The 18,835-nt window shown below is 54.6% G+C and carries 4 protein-coding genes; all 4 read right to left on the bottom strand.

The annotated features are described in order from the left end of the window. Position 1 precedes the first annotated feature (1 nt). The 4 genes from HP435_RS15080 to fabD are packed head-to-tail and all read right to left on the bottom strand — an operon-like array spanning position 2 to position 18,740. The gene (locus tag HP435_RS15080) at positions 2-7,993 is read right to left on the bottom strand and encodes a non-ribosomal peptide synthetase (protein WP_173597322.1); all 7,992 of its coding nucleotides are present in this window, start codon (positions 7,991-7,993) and stop codon (positions 2-4) included. After that, on the bottom strand, positions 7,986-12,782 hold the full coding sequence (locus HP435_RS15085; protein WP_173599532.1) for an SDR family NAD(P)-dependent oxidoreductase: 4,797 nt from the start codon (positions 12,780-12,782) through the stop codon (positions 7,986-7,988). The genes HP435_RS15080 and HP435_RS15085 overlap by 8 nt, the downstream gene beginning before the upstream one ends. Continuing rightward, entirely contained in the window at positions 12,779-17,473 is a 4,695-nt protein-coding gene (locus HP435_RS15090) for a type I polyketide synthase (RefSeq protein WP_173599531.1), read from the bottom strand. Before HP435_RS15090 ends, HP435_RS15085 begins: the two co-directional genes overlap by 4 nt. Beyond that, positions 17,463-18,740, bottom strand: coding sequence for an ACP S-malonyltransferase (gene fabD / locus HP435_RS15095; protein WP_122966478.1), 1,278 nt, complete (start codon positions 18,738-18,740; stop codon positions 17,463-17,465). The genes HP435_RS15090 and fabD overlap by 11 nt, the downstream gene beginning before the upstream one ends. Between the last annotated feature and the right edge of the window lie 95 nt (positions 18,741-18,835).

An 18,835-nucleotide genomic window follows, 5' to 3' on the forward strand; every position in this document is an offset into this window, starting at 1 on the left:
GTTACTCTCCTAATTTTTTCAGGATATCTTCTACCGATGCTTCTCCCTCGCTAAAATCGTCCAATAGCTGCAAAATATTGTCGATGTCGCTTGGCTGCCCTGCTTTTTTCACACCCGGTTGTGCTTGAGCTGACGAGCTTCTTTCGATGTGCTGCGCCATGGCACTGATCGTTTTGCATTCGAACAGATCGATCACTTTGATTTTTTGCGGGTATTTCTCTTCGATTCTGGCTTGCATCTGGACGATCAGGTGCGAGTTTCCACCGAGATCGAAAAAGTTTTGCCGGGTCCCGATCTGTTCGAGACGGAGCAGATCGCGCCATAGCTGAAGCAGGAACTTTTCCACATCGCTGCTCGGAGCATGCAGCTCGCCTTGCTCTGTGTCTGGTGCCATCGAGTCAGCAGGAAGAGACATGGCTTGCAGCGTTTTTCGATCCAGTTTTTGGTTGGAAGTGACAGGCATCGCTTCCAGACGCACAAATCGGGCCGGAATCATGTAAGCAGGCAGCGCTTTGCGCAACGCATCCTGAAACTCCTGCACGGCAATGTCACGGGTCGACGTATAGTAGCCAATCAATTTGTTCGATTCGCTTTCTTTGACTGCCACGACGCAAACAGCCGTGACACCCGGTACGCTTGCGATCCGCTGCTCGATTTCTCCGGTTTCAATCCGGTATCCTCTGACCTTGACCAGGCCGTCATTGCGGGAAATATATTCAAGCTGTCCATCTGTCCCGTATTTGCCCAAATCTCCGGTATGGTAGACGAGCTGATCGGCAAACGGATGGAAGCGATATACTTGCGCGGTCTTCTCGCTGTCGCGGAAGTACCCGGGAGTGACTCCAGGTCCGCTAATGCAAATCTCGCCGGGCACGCCGGGACCGCACAAGTTTCCGTCCTTGTCCAAAATATAGACCTGGTTTTGTCCGAGCGGTCGGCCAAGCGGAACGACCGATTTGCCTTTCAGCTCCTGGTTTACTTCGCAACACGTAGCCCAGATGGTCGCTTCTGTCGGTCCGTACAGGTTGTACAGTTTCGCGTTTGGGAAATGGCTGCTAATGTCTTTTGCCAATGCCGGGCTCCAGGCTTCGCCGCCAACGAGGACGGTTGCGAACTGGCGCAAGCACGCCAAGCGTTGTTCATCTTGCTGCGACAGGCCGAGAATGAATTGGCTGATTAAAGTCGGCACAGAATGCCATACATCGATCCGCTGCTCCTCCAGATAGGAAAACAGCAAAGCCGGGTCACGCAGCCGCTCAGGCGACAGCACATGCAAGGTGGCTCCGCTTGTCAGGCAGCCAAAAATTTCAAAGACAGAAATGTCAAAGCTGATCGAAGTGACCAGCATCATGTTACGCGCAGGCCCCAGCTGAAATTGCTGCTGACTCCACAAAAGATAATGGATTACATTTTGCTGGGTAACCATGACGCCTTTTGGCGTTCCGGTCGAACCAGATGTATACATGATGTACATCAATTCAGCTGGCGGCGCTGTCACAGGAGTGACGGGCTGTGCGCGGATATGCTCGCTGCCGTAGTAGCGAATTTGCCCCACTGTTTTTGGTAGGGGAGCATCCTCTGACAAATCCACTACCGTCTCCAGATGCGTCCCTGCGATTGTTTCCAGATTCGCCATGACGCTTTGCTCCGTCAAAACGGTTTTGATCTCGCTGTGCTGAATCATGTAAGCGATGCGCTCATGCGGAAAATCAACATCCAATGGGACATATGGGCGTCCAGCCTTGAGAATGCCCAGCAACGCGACAATCATTTCGATACCGCGGGGCATGTAAACGCCGATTGGCTCCTGTGATTCCTGACCGCTTGTGCTCGTGAGCAAGGCAGCCAATTGGTTGGAGCGCTCATCCAACTGCTGGTAGGTCAAGCTCCGCCCCTCAAAAACGACTGCTGTCTGCGCAGGATTTTTTTGCGCTTGCGCTGCAAACAGGCGGTGTACTTGTCCGGGAGCATCCAGAGCAACAGGCTGCGGATTTTTTTCGAGCAAGGCTGCCTTGTGTTTGGCATCCAACAGCTCATAGCGGCCGAGCATTGCCGTCGGATTGTCGATCACTTGGTCAATTAAAAATGAAAAATAGTCAACATATTTGCGGATCGTCTCCTCGGCGAACAGAGTCGTTTTGTACTCCATCCTGACTTCCATTTGCTCCTGCTCCATTTTGCAAATGCAGCTCAGATCGTACAGACTGATCCGGTCGTTGTCTTGCGGGACGTTATCGTACAGCTGAAAAATCGTGGAAAAAACAGGCGTGCGGCTCTGATCTCGCTCCGGGTTCAGCTTTTCTACGAGCGTGTTGAACGGATAGCGGCCGTTGGCATACGCTTTGACGCATTTGTGCTTGATTGTCTCCAAAACCTCGTCAAAGCGGGAAAGTCCGCGAAAATCGACGCGAATGCACACCATGTTCATGAACAGCCCAATGACGTTTTCCCATTCTTGTCGCTCCCTGCCAGACACCGGGAACCCGACGATGATGTCCTCTTCCTGGCTAATTTTGTGCAGGAACAAAAAATAGACGGCGAGAACCGTCATGTAGAGAGTCGTCGAGCGATTTCTCGCAAGCAAACGCAACTGTTCGGTTTTCTCTTTGGAAACCGTGAATTTGATGTAGCTGCCGTCGTAGACGAGAGAGTGCGGCCGTTCAAAATCGGTCGGCAAATTCAGCACTGGCAGCGGTTTCGCCAGCTCGCTCATCCAGTACCGCTCCATGTTCCGGAACTCAGCAGAGGCTAACCACTTTTTCTCCTGCTCGACCCAATCGCCATATTGCAACGATACAGCTGGCAGCTGAACAGGATGGTTCGAGCGAATGCTCTCATACAGTTCCATCAATTCCCGGAAAAACAGCCCAACGCTCCAGCCATCGGAAATAATGTGGTGCATGCTGACGCAAAGACGGTGCTCATCATCAGCCAAACGATGCAGTTCCATCCTGAACAGCGGCTGCTCAAAATCAAACGGAGTCGCATTGTGCTCCTCCAATCGCCGGGCCGACATGGCTGCGCCTGACGATTCCTGCTGATAATCGCTGAACTGAATGACGTTTTGCCACTCCGGCAAAACGAATTGCTTCGGGACGCCATCGACCATTTTGATGACGGTGCGCAGCGAGGCGTGGCGCCGGGTCAGCATGTCCAGGCTTTGTTGCAGCACATCCAGATCAATGTCCAGCTTCAACTGTTTGATGACAGGCAAGTGATAGGCTGTCGTGTGCGGATCGTAGTTTTGCAAAAACCAAATCCGGTATTGCGCCTTGGAAAGATCGTGCCCGGCTTGTTGTTCGGTTGTCGCTTCCTGGCTTGCGGGCGTCTCTTGTGCGGGCAGCAGGTTTTCGTCCAAGTAAGCCGCCAGCTCCGGAATCGTGGGAAATTCAAAAACTTCCGCAATCGTGATCGGCTTGTTCAGGTGCGTGTTCAGCAGATTGGCCATTTGCGTCGCCATAATCGAGTCTCCGCCGACTTCGTAGAAGCTTTTTTGCAGGTCGATCTCTGCCAGCCCAAACGTTTTTGCCCATACCTGCGCTAATTGTTTTTCGGTCTCGGTAAGCTCGTCCTGCTGTTTGCCGACAATCGGCACAGCGCTGGAAAAAGCTTCTCCTGGTGCGGTCGTTGCTGCTCGCTCCGCGACTTTTCCACGCAATTCAGAAGCGAGCTGCAACGGAAAGCGATTGCCCAGCGACGCAGCGATCTGCTCGAAGCGGATATCCGCCACGACTACGCGCGGAACGTCTGGCAGGCTGGCAAATGCCTGGACTGCCTGAGCTGTTTTCAGCGGCTTGAACAAAGCGTTGCCGTTTGTCACGCCGTAGTCCGCCGCCATCCCGGTTTCTGCCCATGCGGTCCAGTTGATCGTCGTGGCGCGAATGCCTTGCTGGCGCAGGCAGGAGGCAAAGCCGTCGAGGTAGCCGTTCGCCGCTGCGTAATCGCTCTGCCCCGGACTGCCCTCCACCGTTGCGATCGAGGAAAACAGCACGAAAAAGTCGGGGCGTTCTTCCAGCAAGCGGTGCAGCAAGTAGCTGCCTTCGATCTTCGGCTGGGTCACTTTGGCAAACTCGGCCCATGTTTTCGTAAACAGGAATCCGCTGCCCGCCACGCCTGCCGCGTGAATGACTCCTTTGACCGCTCCGTACGCCTCGCGCAACTGCTGGAAAGTAGTCGCTACTTGTTGCTCGTCGGCAATATCGCACGCGCAAACCGTGACGCTGCTGCCCGACCGCTCGATTGCTTCCACGGCTTCGATGATGCGGCGCGTTTTGCTGTCCGCTTCGCTCGACTTCTGTTTGATTGCCTCCCAGTCTGCACGCGGTGGAAGTCCGCTGCGGCTGAGCAGACCAAGGCGGATTTTTTTGCGGGAAGCGAGATGCTTGGCGATTTCCAGACCGATCCCGCCCGTGCCGCCAGTGATCAGATACAGTCCGTCCTCTTGCAGTTCGAAAGGCTGCACAGACTCTTCGACCGGACAGCGAGCAAATTCCTCGACATACCGCTGATTGCCGCGATAGGCAACTTGGTACGCAGCGCTTTCGCCATAGATTTCCGCCAAAAGGCTGCCGCACTCCGTCTCGTCGTCGAGGTCAATGCTGTGGCACTTCACATGCGGGTACTCCGCATTCACTACTTTTCCCAACTGGAACAACGCCGTATGACACGGCTCCAGCGCTTTTTCGGCACCAGTGACCTCCCAGCCGTTCCGCCCCAGTACGACCAGCTCCAAGTCCTGCTTGTACTTGGCCTGCACCAGCGATTTCACCGTAAAAAACAAGCTTTGGATCGTGCGTGCCTGTGTCGTTTGCAGGCGGGAGAGGCTGGGTGCATCCTTGTGCTCATCCAGCGCATAAGCGTGGACGATCCGGTTGATGCCCCGCTCCTGCAAGTCGGCAAAAAGCTGCTGGTAATCCGCTTCCGCATCTCCGACCACGTACTTCGTTTCCTGTTCTTTGCGGTAGCTGTCACCGTAAGCGACTTGAATCAGCTCGACGCCGCGCGCTTCCCATTGTTGAATCAGTTCCCGCGTTGTTCCGCTTCCACTTCCACTCTCGCTTCCGCTGTCGCTGTTGCCAAACAACAGCACGCTGCCCGCAGCGACCTCTCCTGGCTGTTCCAGCGGAGCTTTTACCCAGCGAATCTGGTAGAACAAATCGTGCGCGACCATCGCCGCAGAAACGCGCTTCAATGTGTAGTTCTCGACTTCGGCAAACACGTTTCCTTGCTCGTCGATCAGGCTAATGTCGTAGGACACCGTCTCCCGGCTGTCACTGCGTGCTTCTCTTTTCCGCAGGTAGCTGTAAAAGGAAGCAGGCATGTCCGTGTACAGATGGAGCGCTTGGTAATAAAACGGGAAGTAATACGATTCATGCTCCGCCTCGTTCTGTCTCAACAGATGCCAAAAGCTCAATGCCGTATCGAGCGACGCCGGATGCAGCGAGTAAGTGCCCTGTTCCCGCTCATCGGCCAGTCGGATATGCAGCAAGGCAGCGCGGTCGTTTTCATAAAACTGCTCGATGCCTCTCCATCTCGGACCGTATTGAATCAATCCCGAGTAGAGCGGCGCAAACTTGCCAGCGTCCTGTTGCTCCATTTCGCGGATGATGGACGCAATCGGCAGCGTCTTGCCTGTGCGCGGCGCAAGCGGATGTACTTCTCCTGTTGCATGGGTGATCCAGCTTGCTTCCGGATCGCTTTCGTCTCGGCTGGCAATCGTAAAGCGGACGTGTCCGTGCTCCGCCTGGACGATCGTATGGACGATTCTCGTTTCATCCGGCGAGCAAGAAAGCATGTGGGACAAAGATACATTTTTGATGACCACGCCTTGTTGCGCGAAAAAGGCTTTGCTGGCTGCCCCGGCCATCTCCAGATAGGCTGCTCCCGGCAAAACCCCGTTGCCGAGGATGCGGTGTTCCTGCAGCATCCACAGCTCGCTCATCGCTGCCTTTGCTGCGTATACGCGCAACCCGGATGTAGACAGGACACACTCTCCCGGCAGTTGCCCTTTTGCTGCCGCGTCTGCCGTTCTCTCATCCGTCGGCGTCGGCCAATGCCTCACTCTGCTGAATGGATAGACAGGCAGCTCTATCGTTTGCACAGCCTGTCCCTCGTACAACTTTGTCCAGTGGATGCGTGCTCCCTGCACATACGATGTCGCCAATTCGCGAAGAGAGTCGACACTGGCCAGCGAGCCTTGTTCTGCCCAGGCGTAAAGCAGTTGATTGGCCTTTTCATGAAGCGGCCGATTTGCTTTGTCCACTGTATCTGGATGCAGCAGATGGTTTTTCGCTTTCCAGGCGCTGGCGGATTGCCCGTAATACCCAAGCGTCTCAGGCAAATTGTCCAAATCCAGCGGCATGATCGCCGCGATTTTTTGCAACAGCTCGCTTGTGTTCCGGGCGATAATCGCCAAGCGATGGGAAAAATGCTCCCTTCCAACCTGCGCCGTATAGACGAGAGCAGAGAAATCCACCTGCTGATTGGCCTGCAAAAAATGGCAGTAGCGTCGCAGCAAGTCCGACAAATTCGCACGGCTTTTGGCCGATAGCGTAAACAGCCGAGGCGTTTCCTGCTCGTTCTTCTCCGTCTGCTGTTGATTCCATTCCTCCAGCAGCACATGGCAGTTCATGCCGCTAAAGCCGAAAGAACTGATGCCAGCCCGGCGCGGCACACCTCCAGTTTCCCAGGCTAGAGGCCGATCAACCAAGTAAAAGGGCGAATCGGAGAAAGGAATATACGGATTTGGCTCCGCAAAATTGATCGTCGGAACGAGTTGTTTATGCTTCAAGGACAACACGACTTTTAACAGGGAAGCCATCCCCGAAGCTCCTACGAGATGACCGATGTTCGATTTGACGGAACCGATCCCGCAAAACTGTTTTTTGCGCGTGTAGGGTTGAAAAGCTTGCTTCATGGCCTTTACTTCGATTGGGTCACCAATGACGGTTCCGGTGCCGTGCGTTTCGATGTAGGAAATCGTTTCCGGGTGAATACCCGCTTTTGTCCACACGTCCGTCAAGAGCTGCTCCTGGGCTTGCGGATTGGGAGCGGTGATGTAATTGGAAGCTCCGTCGCTGTTTACGCCACTGGCTTTGATCACGGCGTAAATCCGGTCCTTGTCTTGCAAGGCATCGTGCAACGGCTTCAGCAGGATGACCGACAGCCCTTCGCCCCAGGTGGTGCCTTTGGCGTGGCTGTCGAATGGCCTGACGATGCCGTCGCTGTTTTCCACGATTTTAAACGACGAATTAGCCATCGGCACGAGATTCAAGCTGATGCCTCCGGCGATAGCCAATCGGCATTCTCGTTTCCTGAGCGACTCGCAAGCGTGATGCACCGCTACCAACCCGGAGGAGCACGCCGTGTCGATCACCATATTCGGCCCGAAAAGGTTAAAGAAAAAGGCAATCCTGCCCGAGAGGAAGCTGGGCAGATTGCCAGTCATCGCCAATTCGTTCGACGAATCGATAAATTGCTGGTACAGGCCGGAAGAATGGTGATCTCTTCCGATGAAGACGCCCGTATCGGTGCCGTCGATTTTTTCGCCCATGTATCCCGCATCTTCAATCGCTTCTGCCGTGACTTCCAAAAGCAAGCGCTGGTGCGGGTCCATAAACTCGGCTTCCCTGGGCGAGATGCGGAAATATTCGGCGTCGAAGCGGTCTATCTCTTCCAGGTAGCTGCCTTTGGCATAGTGCGGTTCTCCCCAAAGCTTGCGCAGCAAAGGATCGGTATCCATGCGCCGCTTGAGCGGAAAATCGGTGATGCCATTCGTTCCGTTAAGCAGATTCGTCCAATATTGCTCCAGGTTGTCTGCAAAAGGAAGCCGGCAAGAAATGCCGATGATGGCGATATCCGCAACGGCGTCCTTTTCGGGCTTGGGCGAAGCTGCATTGACTTGGTGCAGCAGCTTGCGGGCAAGCTCTTTGTCCAGGCGATTTTCTTTTACACTTTCCAAGATCAGCGCATTGATTTGGTCGATGTTATTCATCTGTTCGATTCCTCCGCTGCGACAAAAGGTCCACCATCTCTTCTACAGATTGCTCCCCGGAAGAAAGGTTGTCCAAAATGGATTGTAGCTGTTGGTCAAACGAATCGAAGGAGTCCTGCTGTTTCGCTTCTTCTTGCCTTTTTGGCTCGCTGCTTTGGCCCTGCCTGATGTAGTCAGCCAGTTCCGCCACAGACGAATACGTAAACAGATCAGGCAAGTCGAGTGCGCCCGGGAACTCGGTTTCCAGCTTTTTCAGCAGTTGGGTCGCGATCAGTGAATCGCCCCCCAGTGCGAGAAAGCTGTCGTAGATGTTGACAGTCGACAAGTGCATCGTTTCCGCCCAGATGCGGGAAATCGTCTGCTCGATGTCGTCATAAGTTTCATCTTTGCGGCCCGTGAGCGTAAAAGCACGCTGCGCGCTGGCAGGAGCAGACGGGGCTTTGGAGCGGCCCTTGCTCGTGTTCTTGTCGATCAGCCCGCTCTCTACTTTCAAAAACAGGTCTTCCCCGCTGGTTTGCAGCCATTCTTGATTGAGAGAGGCAATCACCACTTGCTTGCGATCCATAGCCAGCGCCTGGTCCAAAGCAGCGGTTGCTTCATTCGTTTGCAGCGGTTTGAACAGGGCGTTGCTGGTGGTCACGCCAAAGTCCGCCGCCATCCCGGTTTCTGCCCACGCGGTCCAGTTGATCGTCGTGGCGCGAATGCCTTGCTGGCGCAGGTAGGAAGCAAAGCCGTCGAGGTAGCCGTTCGCCGCTACGTAATCGCTCTGCCCCGGACTGCCCTCTATCGTCGCGGTTGAGGAAAACAGCACGAAAAAGTCGGGGCGTTCTTCCAGCAAGCGGTACAGCAAGTAGCTGCCTTCGATTTTCGGCTGGGTCACCCTCGCAAACTCGGCCCATGTTTTCGTAAACAGGAATCCGCTGCCCGCCACGCCTGCCGCGTGGATGACTCCTTTGACCGCTCCGTATGCCTCGCAAAGCTGCTTCAAAGTGTCTGCTACCTGCTGTTCGTCAGCGATATCGCACGCGCAAACCGTGACGCTGCTGCCCGACCGCTCGATTTCTTCCACGGCTGCAATGATGCGGAGCGTTTTGCTGTCCGCTTCGCTCGACTTCTGTTTGATTGTCTCCCAGTCTGCACGCGGTGGCAGACCGCTGCGGCCGAGCAGACCAAGGCGAATGTTTTTGCGGGAAGCCAAATGCTTGGCGATTTCCAGCCCGATCCCGCCCGTGCCGCCAGTGATCAGATACAGTCCGTCCTCTTGCAGCTCCAACGGCTGCACAGACTCTTCGACCGGGCAGCGAGCAAATTCCTGTACGTACCGCTGATTGCCGCGATAGGCAACTTGATACGTGCCAGTTTTCCCGTACATTTCCGCCAAAAGACTGCCGCAGTCCGTCTCGTCGTCGAGATCCATGCTGCGGCATTTCAGATGGGGATACTCCGCATTGACTACTTTCCCCAACTGGAACAACGCTGTATGGCACGGCTCCAGCTCTGTTTCGGTGCCTGTCACTTCCCAGCCATTCCGGCCCAGTATAACCAATTCTATCTCCTGCCTGTACTTGGCTTGCACGAGCGATTTCACGATAGAAAACAGGCTATGGATTGTGCGAGCTTGCGTCGTTTGCAGGCGGGAGAGGCTGTCCACGCCCTTTTGCTCATCCAGCGCATAAGCGTGGACGATCCGGTTGATGCCCCGCTCCTGCAAGTCGGCAAAAAGCTGCTGGTAATCCGCTTCCGCATCTCCTACCACGTACTTCGTTTCTCGCTCTTTGCGGTAGCCATCCCCGTAAGCGACCTGAATCAGCTCGACGCCGCGCGCTTCCCATTGGCGAATCAGTTCCCGCGTTGTTCCACTTCCACGTCCGCTCCCGCCTTCGCTGTCGCCAAACAACAGCACGCTGCCCGCAGCAACCTCTCCGCGCTGTTCCAGCGGCGCTTTCACCCAGCGAATCTGGTAAAACAAATCGTGCGCCACCATAGCGGCAGAGATGCGTTTCAGTGTGTAGTTCTCGACTTCGGCAAACACGTTTCCTTGCTCGTCGATCAGGCTGATGTCGTAGGACACCGTCTCCCGGCTGTCGCCGCGCGTCTCTCTTTTTCGCAGGTAGCTGTAAAAGGAAGCAGGCATCTGGTTGTAGATGCTCATCCGTTTAAAGGAAAAGGGCAGATAGAGGTCAGACAAAACAAACATAGTCACGGCATTCAGCCCTGTGTCGAGCAAGGCCGGATGAAAGCCGTACAAGGCGAAGTCGTCCGCGTAGGCTTCCGCCAACTGCACGTGGACCAGCACACGGTCTTCGCATTTGCCCAAAGCCCGAATGTTGTTCCAGCGCGGCCCGAATCTCGTACGCCCTCGCACCGTGGCAAAATCCGCATCCACCTGCTCCCAGGCGCTGTCCTGCTTGATGCGCTGAATATCCATCCATGCTGGCTCAGCAGTCGCGCCAGGAACGATTTTGCCTTCGACATTCAACTGCCAGTCCTGCCCCGCTCCACCGTCATCCGCTGTCTTGCGATTGACGATCCGCAGCTGCAGCAAGTCTTCCTGACTTTCCATGATCGTATGGACGATCCGTTCTTCCCCCTCAGGGACGACCAACGGACTGATAAAGCGAAAATCCCGCAACTCGAATGAGGCGTCTCCATAATGATTGCCTCCAGCTTTTCTCGCCCATTCGATCAGAGCAGTCGCAGGGACGATCGGAAAGCCCATCATGAGATGCTCCTGCAACATCCACTGCTTCTCCACTCGCAAAGGGATTTCATAGACGCTCTGCCGATACGATTCAAGCACTTTCCGTCCCGGGATGACTTCCTGATGCTGCGGCGCCAGCCCGCCATCCGGTTGCGGCCAGAACGCAGTCTTTTTAAAAGGATAGACAGGCAAGGCCAGACGGCGATGTTCCCCTGTTCCGTAGAAGTGCCGCCAATCGATTTCGGCTCCCTGAACATACAGCTTGCAAACCTCCGCCATCCCGTGCTCATCATCAGTGGAGGTGCGGGCGAGCTGTTGTTGCGCTTTTTCCAGCAGCAGCTGCAAGGCGGATTCGGTAATCTCTCCGACAGCTTTATCCAGCTTGCTCTCGGGTACGACCTTAAATTCGTTGCAAAAGATTCCGGCATGCTCCTGGCCGGATGGCAGCTGCTCTGTCATGACCTGGTTCAGCTTTTCTTGCAGCTCGGGCAAGCTGCGCACGAGGAGGGCAAGGCGGCACGAATAATGCCCGCGTCCCGTTGTCGCAGTCAAGCAAAGGTCTTCCAAAGACAAACTTTTCTGCTCGCTCAAAAAATGGCGGTAACGCGAAAGCAGTTCAAGCAGCGTCTCTTTGTCCCTGGCCGAAGCCGTGAAAACATGGCAAGGACGAGCGCTGGCTGCGCCCGGTTGTTCTTCTGGCGCTTCCTCCAGTACGAGGTGGCAATTGGTGCCGCTAAAGCCAAACGAACTGACGCCTGCCCGCCGCGGGGTATCGTCCTGATCGCGTGGCCATTCTTCCACCCTGTCCACCATGTAGAGCGGCGAACCCGTAAAGTCGATGAACGGGTTGGGATCGTCAAAATGGAGCGTGCTGACCAGCTTTTTATGCTTGAGCGACAAAATGACCTTGAAGACGGAGGCGGTTCCAGACGCTGCGGCTAAATGGCCGATATTGGACTTGACGGAGCCGATCCCGCAAAACTGTTTTCGCGACGTATATTTTTTAAAGGCATTGCCGAGCGACTGGACTTCAATCGGGTCGCCGAGTACCGTTCCTGTCCCGTGCGCTTCAATAAAACCGATCGTCTCGGGTGGAATTTCGGCGTTCGTCCAGGCTCTGGTGAACACCTCTTCCTGGGCGATTGCATTCGGTGCCGTGATCCCGTTCGATTTCCCGTCGTTATTGGCCGCGCTCCCTTTGATGACGGCATGAATGTGATCCCGATCCTGAATCGCTTTATCCAAAGGCTTCAGCAGCAAAGCTCCGATCCCTTCGCCCCACAGCGTTCCATCCGCGTGCTTGTCAAAAGGTTTGACCAGATGCAGCTTCGATTCGACCAGTCCAAACGCCGGATTTTTCACCGGGAAAAAAATCAGGCACACCCCGCCAGCGATCGCCATGTCGCACTCGTTGTTCCTGATCGCCTGGCAAGCGTTATGAATCGCGAGCAATCCCGACGAGCAGGCAGAATCCACGACGACGCTAGGTCCCTTCAAGTCGAGAAAATAGGAAACTCTGCTCGCCAAAATGCCCGTATACGAGCCAGTCAATGCCAGCTCGTCTGTTTGATCCAGCAGGTGTGTGTACATGTTCCCGACAGTGTGGTCCCTGCCGATAAAAACGCCCGTTTTGGACGAGACGATCCGGTTTCCGCCGTACCCGGCATCCTCCACCGTTTCCATCACAGTGGTCAAAAGCAGGCGCTGCATCGGGTCCATCATGACGGCTTCCTTGTTCGATATTTTGAAATACTCCGCGTCAAAATCATCAATTTGATCCAGGTAGCCGCCTTTTTCATAGGCGACCTCTATAGGAGCTTCCTGTTGCAGCCTGCTCACAAACCCTGCAACGCCCGCCTGTCGGCTCTCCGGAAAATCCGTGATGCAATCGACCTCTGCCAGCAAATTTTTCCAGTATTCATCGAGGTTGCGAGCGCCAGGAAAGCGGCCGGACATCCCGATGATCGCGATGTCCTTATGTTTCTTCGCTCCCGCCTGCTTGATCTCTTTTAAAATGACCTTGGACTTTTCAATGCTTAACTGTTGATCCTTGATCTGCTGATAAATGTACTTTCGCGTTTCTTTCATTCTTCTTCTCCCAGCAATCGATCAATCTCTTCCACATCGAGTTCACCATTGGCCAAGCGCTGCAAGATTTGATCGAGATTTTGGTCTTCCTCCTCCTGACTCACGCTGCCAGAGGAAGACGGTTGCTCTTTTTTCATCCGGGAATGCACATATTCGGCCATCTTGTTAATCGTGGGATACGTAAAAATATCCGAGATGCCCAGTTGGTCCGGAAAATACTTTTCCAGTTCCTGGAGCAAATAAACCGCAAAGATCGAATTGCCGCCAAGAGACGTAAAATTGTCGTCCAGCTGAATCGAATCGGATTCGAGCAGTGTGCTCCATAGCTGGCGGATCAACGCTTTGATTTCTTGCAAGGATGCGTGCTGCGGATCGCCGTGAAACACGCCAGTAGCTGGCTGGACTGGCTGGCTTTCTCCAGGTGCTGCCGCCGCCCCGTCCACATAATCGATCAACAGCCTGTTTCCTGCGTAAAAGAAGTTGCTGCGGAAGTGCTTTCTCGCGACTTCCTTGTTGATTTTGCCGATGACGACCTGTTTTTCGCCAAGGGCAAGCGCAGCATCAAAAGCAGCGACAGCGACCTGTGGCGTCAGCAGGTGAAAGATCAGTTCTTTTTGAAACGTTCCATAATCGTAGGCCATGCCGATCTCAGCCCACGGTGCCCAGTTGAGCGTCATGCCGTTTTGCTGGGCGGGCAGGCTGTAGACGAAGCTGTCCAAAAACGCGTTCGCCGCCACATAATCACCTTGTCCCGGCGTCCCTTCCAATGTGGCGACAGATGAAAAGCAGACGAAAAATTCCAGCGGCTCGGTAATCAGCTGCGCCACATTCAGGCTCCCCGCCGTCTTGGCTTGCAGCACCTCGCGAAAACGTTCCTCTTCCCTGTTGAACAAAAATTGATCCCCGGCGACTCCAGCCGCGTGAATGACGCCATTGATGCTGCCATGTGCTGCCCGCACTTCCTCAAGCGCGCGCGCAAGCTGCTCCTTGCTGGCGACATCTGCCTTGTAGATGGTGTATGTACTGCCTGACGCTGTGATCTGTTGCAGCATCTCGATCCTGCGTATGATCTCTTGCTGCTCGCCTTTTTGCAAAATGTCTGTCCATTCGTCCTCTGCGGGAAAGCCTGACCTGCTGATCAGCACCAGATGAACCGGCTGCTTTTCTGCCAAATGTCTAGCCATGGTCAAGCCCAGGCCGCCTGTTCCGCCAGTAATCACATAGCAACCCGATTCAGTCAAGTTAAGTGTTTGGCCTGTGGGCAGCTGGCGATCAAGTTCCACCATTTTTTGCCCGTATCTTTGTCCGTTCCGGTAGGCTGCGATGTAGCTGTCTGGCTGATGTTCCAGTTCAGCGAGGATGTCCGGGATCGCGGTAGCGGCATCCAGATCGATGCAACGGCAGCGCAGATGCGACCATTCGCTGCTGACCACTTTGCCAAGGTGATACAAAGCGTTGTGCATCGGCTGGAGCTGGACGGCAGGCTCCGTCTGTGTAACCGGAAGCGCCAGTTCGCCTAGCAGGACCAGATCAATCGGCTGTCGCACGTTTTGCGCAACCAAGCTTTTTGCCAGATGGAACAGACTGAACAAGCCTTCGTCGCTTGCCCTTTCTTCGGCAGCATCAGACAGGGAAAAGCCATGCACGATGCGCTGCACGCCCTTGTTCCCGATGTCCTCCCATAGCGCATCAAAAGCTTGCTGATCGACACTTAGCTCGTATTGATCATGGGCGAGCTTGGCAAACTGCTTGCCTGGCGTGGCGACAATCGCAGGAGTCCCGTTCTTTTTCAGCTCCGCAATCAGTTGCTGCGTGACAGGCTCATGGCCGCCGAAAACAAGCGTAAGCGGCTGCGCCGTGTCCGGCTGTCTGTTTTCTGCCAGCAAAGGCATGGCTTCCCAGACGATTTGATGGAACAGCCCTTTGGGAGAAAAGACGGCGGACGGTGCGGCTTCCATCGGCACCCTTTTTAGCGTGTAGTCGTGAATCTCGGCAAAAACTTCCCCTTTTTCCGTAACGAGCAAGATATCAAAGGAGATCGCTTCCTGCCTGTCTGCCGTCTCTTTGTCTGTCCTTTGCAGCACGCTGTAAAATCGGCCAGGCATAGGTCCGGCAAAAACGATTTTTTTATAGGCAAAAGGCAAAAACAGCCCGTCGCGAATTTGGCTGATCGGAATGTTCACTGCGCAATCCAGCAAAGAAGGATGCAGAACATGCGCGTGCAGTTCAGATGTAAAAGGCGCAGGCAGTTCAAAAAAGGCGACGATTTTGTCCTGCTCCAAATAAATTTCCTTCATGCACTCCCAATGCGGGCCTGTTTGCACAGGGGCATCAGCGTCTGGCTTGTAGCCACTTACCGATTGCCTGTTTGCTTCACTGAGCAGCTCCGAAAGAGACAGTTGCTTTTGCTTGGGCAGCTCAGGTTGAAGCAACACTTTTGCGCGGCAGTGAACGATCCAATCGTCCGAATGTTCAGAAGGCGATGTCACCATGACATCAAGCGACGACTTTTGCTTTTGCAAGATTATGTGGACGCTCTTCGGTTCTTGTTCCTTGACCTCAAGCGGCTGCAAAAACATGACGTTTTCCAGCACGAGCGCGGCTTGCTGAGGCATGTTTTTGCGCACAATCTCGCTCATCATTTCCAGATAGGCCGTGCCCGGGAGCACGCAATGCCCCGCGATTTTGTGCTCCGCCAGCACCCAATGCGTCTCGACCGCAAACCTCGTCTCATAAATATCGATGCCGTTGCTGCCAACAAGCCGTTTATCGACGAGCGGGGCGAACTTTTTCTCCAGGTCTTTCGGCTCGATCCAGCAGCGAATGTCCTGAAAAGGGTACGTCGGCAAGCTAATCGCTAAATGGCGTTGATCCGCGTACAGCTCCTTCCAGGCAACTGTCTCGCCAGCCGCATACTGCAACGCCAAACGAAGCAGCTCATGCAAGCGTGCGTTATCCTTCCCGCCCTGGCTGGCATGGCTTGCGTCCTCGCGGGGGGTTCCGCTGTAAAACACATGCTTCACGGCAAGCTTCTCGACTCCCGCTTTGCGAACAGCCTGGAGCTTTTGCAGCAAATCCGTCCTGTCGTTAAACACGATTGCGAGTCTGTGCGCAAAATGATCGCGTCCGACATTCGCTGTGTAGCACAAGCTCGCCAGATCGAGCTGTCCGCTCTGGTTGACTGCCTGATAGTAGGCGCTGACCAGCTGGTCGAGCACAGCGGGAGTTTTGGCTGACAGCGCAAGCAGGTGCCACTCTCCTTCGCCACGATTTTCGAGCGAAGCCATCTCAGCCTGCTGATATTGCTCCAGGATGAGGTGGCAGTTCGTTCCGCTCAACCCGAAAGAGTTAATGCCGCATCTTTTCGGGTGCTCTGCTTGTTCCCACGGACGGGCTGTGTCGTTCACAAAGACTGGCGCGTCGACAAAATCGATTTCCTTGTTGGGGCTATGAAAATGCAGCGTCGGCGGCATGATTTCGTGCTTCAGCGCGAGAATGCATTTGAGCAGGCCGGATATTCCCGCAGCGTGATCCAGATGTCCGATGTTGGTTTTGACCGAGCCGATTGCGCAAAACTGTTTTTTCGTGGTGTATCGGTCAAAAGCTCGCTTGATTCCTTCGATCTCTACCGGATCGCCCAGGCGGGTTGCCGTGCCGTGAGCTTCGATCAGCGAGATCGTTTCCGGATGAATGCCGGCATCTTGCCAAGCCCGGACGATCAGGTCTTCCTGCGCCCTGGAGTTCGGCGCGGTGATCCCGAGTGATTGCCCGTCCTGATTGATGGCGCTGCCCTTGATCAAGGCGTAAATGTGGTCGCCGTCCCGAATCGCCTTTGCCGCATCTTTCAGCAGGATGATTCCGACGCCTTCGCCCAGACTGGTGCCGTCCGCCTCGCTGTCAAAAGTCCGCGCCCGAAAGGTTGGAGATACGATGCCGATTCCGGTCTGGGTCTTTTCAAACGGTTGAAACTGGATTTTCACCCCTCCGGCAAAAGCCTGCTCGCATTCACCGCGGCGAATCGACTGGCAAGCGAGATGCACGGCAACCAGCGAGGATGAGCAGGCGGTATCGACCAGCATGCTCGGTCCGTGCAAATCGAGCAAATAGGCCAGTCTTGCCGCCATGATCGACTTGATGTTCCCCGTCATCGCCAAGTCCGCCAGCTCAGCGTTTTCCCCCGCGAGAAAATGTTTGTACTCCCCGCCAAAGTCACTGCTGTACCCTAAAAAAACGCCCGTCTGCGTTCCGCGCAACCGCGCTTTTCCATACCCTGCATCTTCCATCGCAGCCACACAGCTTTGCAAAACAAGCCGCTGATTCGGGTCCATCAGCTTGGCTTCTTTGCGCGAGATAGAAAAGTATTCGCAATCAAACCGATCAACCTGCTCCAAATACCCGCTTTCCGCGTATTCGCTCTGCTCTTTGCGCACCTCTTTCTGCAAAAAAGCAGACAGCAGCTCCTCGTAGTCGTGCTTGCGCGACAAAGGAATGCGGCGGATCGAATCTTTGCCGAGCGCGAGATTGCGCCAAAACTCTCCGACATTGTGCGCATCCGCCAGCTTCCCCGCGATTCCGATGATCGCTACGTCTTTCTTCGGAGCCTCTGCCGCCCTCCCCAAGTCCTCCCAGGTACCTGCGCTCTCCTCCTCCAGGTCGATCTGGATATCCTCGAACAGCGGCTTACTTTTCATTGACAGCTTCCTTTTCGGCAAACATGACCGGGGCAAGGTCAGCAAACAGGTGTCGTTTCTTCGTCTCGTCAAAAATTTGCGTGAACCGCTCGCGCTGCTCTTCCAGCGACACTTTTTTCGTCACAAACACGGAACGGAGCATCTCGATCGCCTGCTTGATTTCTTCGATCGACTCTTCGCGTCCCTCTTCCTCCAGCTTGTTGCCCAAAGCTTGTATCTTTCTGTACGGCTCAATGACCCCTTTTTGGTACTCCTCTTCATTCCAGTTCTGGTTTCTTGTGCACACGGCGATGGCCAAGGAACGGGAAACGACAGATGGACGCTTTTCCGCTGTCTGCTCGTCAATGACCGCCATGATTTCCTGATAGTTGTCTTCATAGGAATAGGCGCGCACGTGCGAATAGTCGCGTTTGAGCAAATTGGTCAAAGCGGATTTTGGCCCAAGCTCGATAAAAGTGTTTACGCCTTGGCGCAGCATGTATTCGATCGTTTCTTTCCATCTGACTGCGCTGATCATTTGCACGTTGAGCCGCTCCTGAATTTCTGTCGGTTGGTAGTACGGCTTCGCGTCCACATTGGAGATCACCGGCCATTTGAGCATGGACATTGGTGTCTGCGCGATGGCCCGCTGGAACATTTGATTGCTCAGTTCCAGATACGGGGTGTGGAAAGGCGCCGAGACTTGCAGGGGAATCGTAATCGCACCGATTTTCGCCAAGTTTTCCATGGCGACCTTCACCAACGATTTTGCGCCGGAAATCACTACCTGGTTGGAGGAATTGTAATTGGCTACGACAATTTTGTCCTCGCCGTTCGATACGCGCTCACATTCCTCTTCGACGAGCAGCGGGTGCAAGCCGTTGATGGCAGCCATGCCGCCAAATCCGTCTGCGGTAGCTTGCTGCATGATTGTCGCCCTCTCCATTACGAGCCGCAGCGCATCCTCATAGCGGAACACTTCGGCGCATGTCAAAGCCGTAAATTCGCCCAGGCTATGTCCAGCCATAAAGGAAGGGAAAAATTTCTTCTCCTTCCAGATCGATTGGAAAATGGCATAGCTGTAGGCAAAAATCGCAGGCTGCGCATGTTCGGTGCGCGTCAGTTGCTCCAGGTTGCCCTCGTTGATGATCGCGAGCAAATCGTAGCCGAGAATCTCGTTGGTGCGCTGAAAAATGTCCCTAACCTCGGGAGAGCTTTCAATAAGAGCTTTTCCCATCATATTGTACTGGCTTCCTTGACCTGGAAATAGCAAGGCGATCTTAATCATAAACTGTATCCTCCCTTTTTTGGTTAGCTTGGGACTGGACGCGCTTTTCGCGGGAGCACGCCCAGTTTATTGAATTGACAAACCAGTCGCCCGGA

It is taken from the genome of Brevibacillus sp. HD3.3A, from assembly GCF_013284375.2.
In the GTDB taxonomy this organism is placed as follows: Bacteria; Bacillota; Bacilli; order Brevibacillales; family Brevibacillaceae; genus Brevibacillus; species Brevibacillus parabrevis.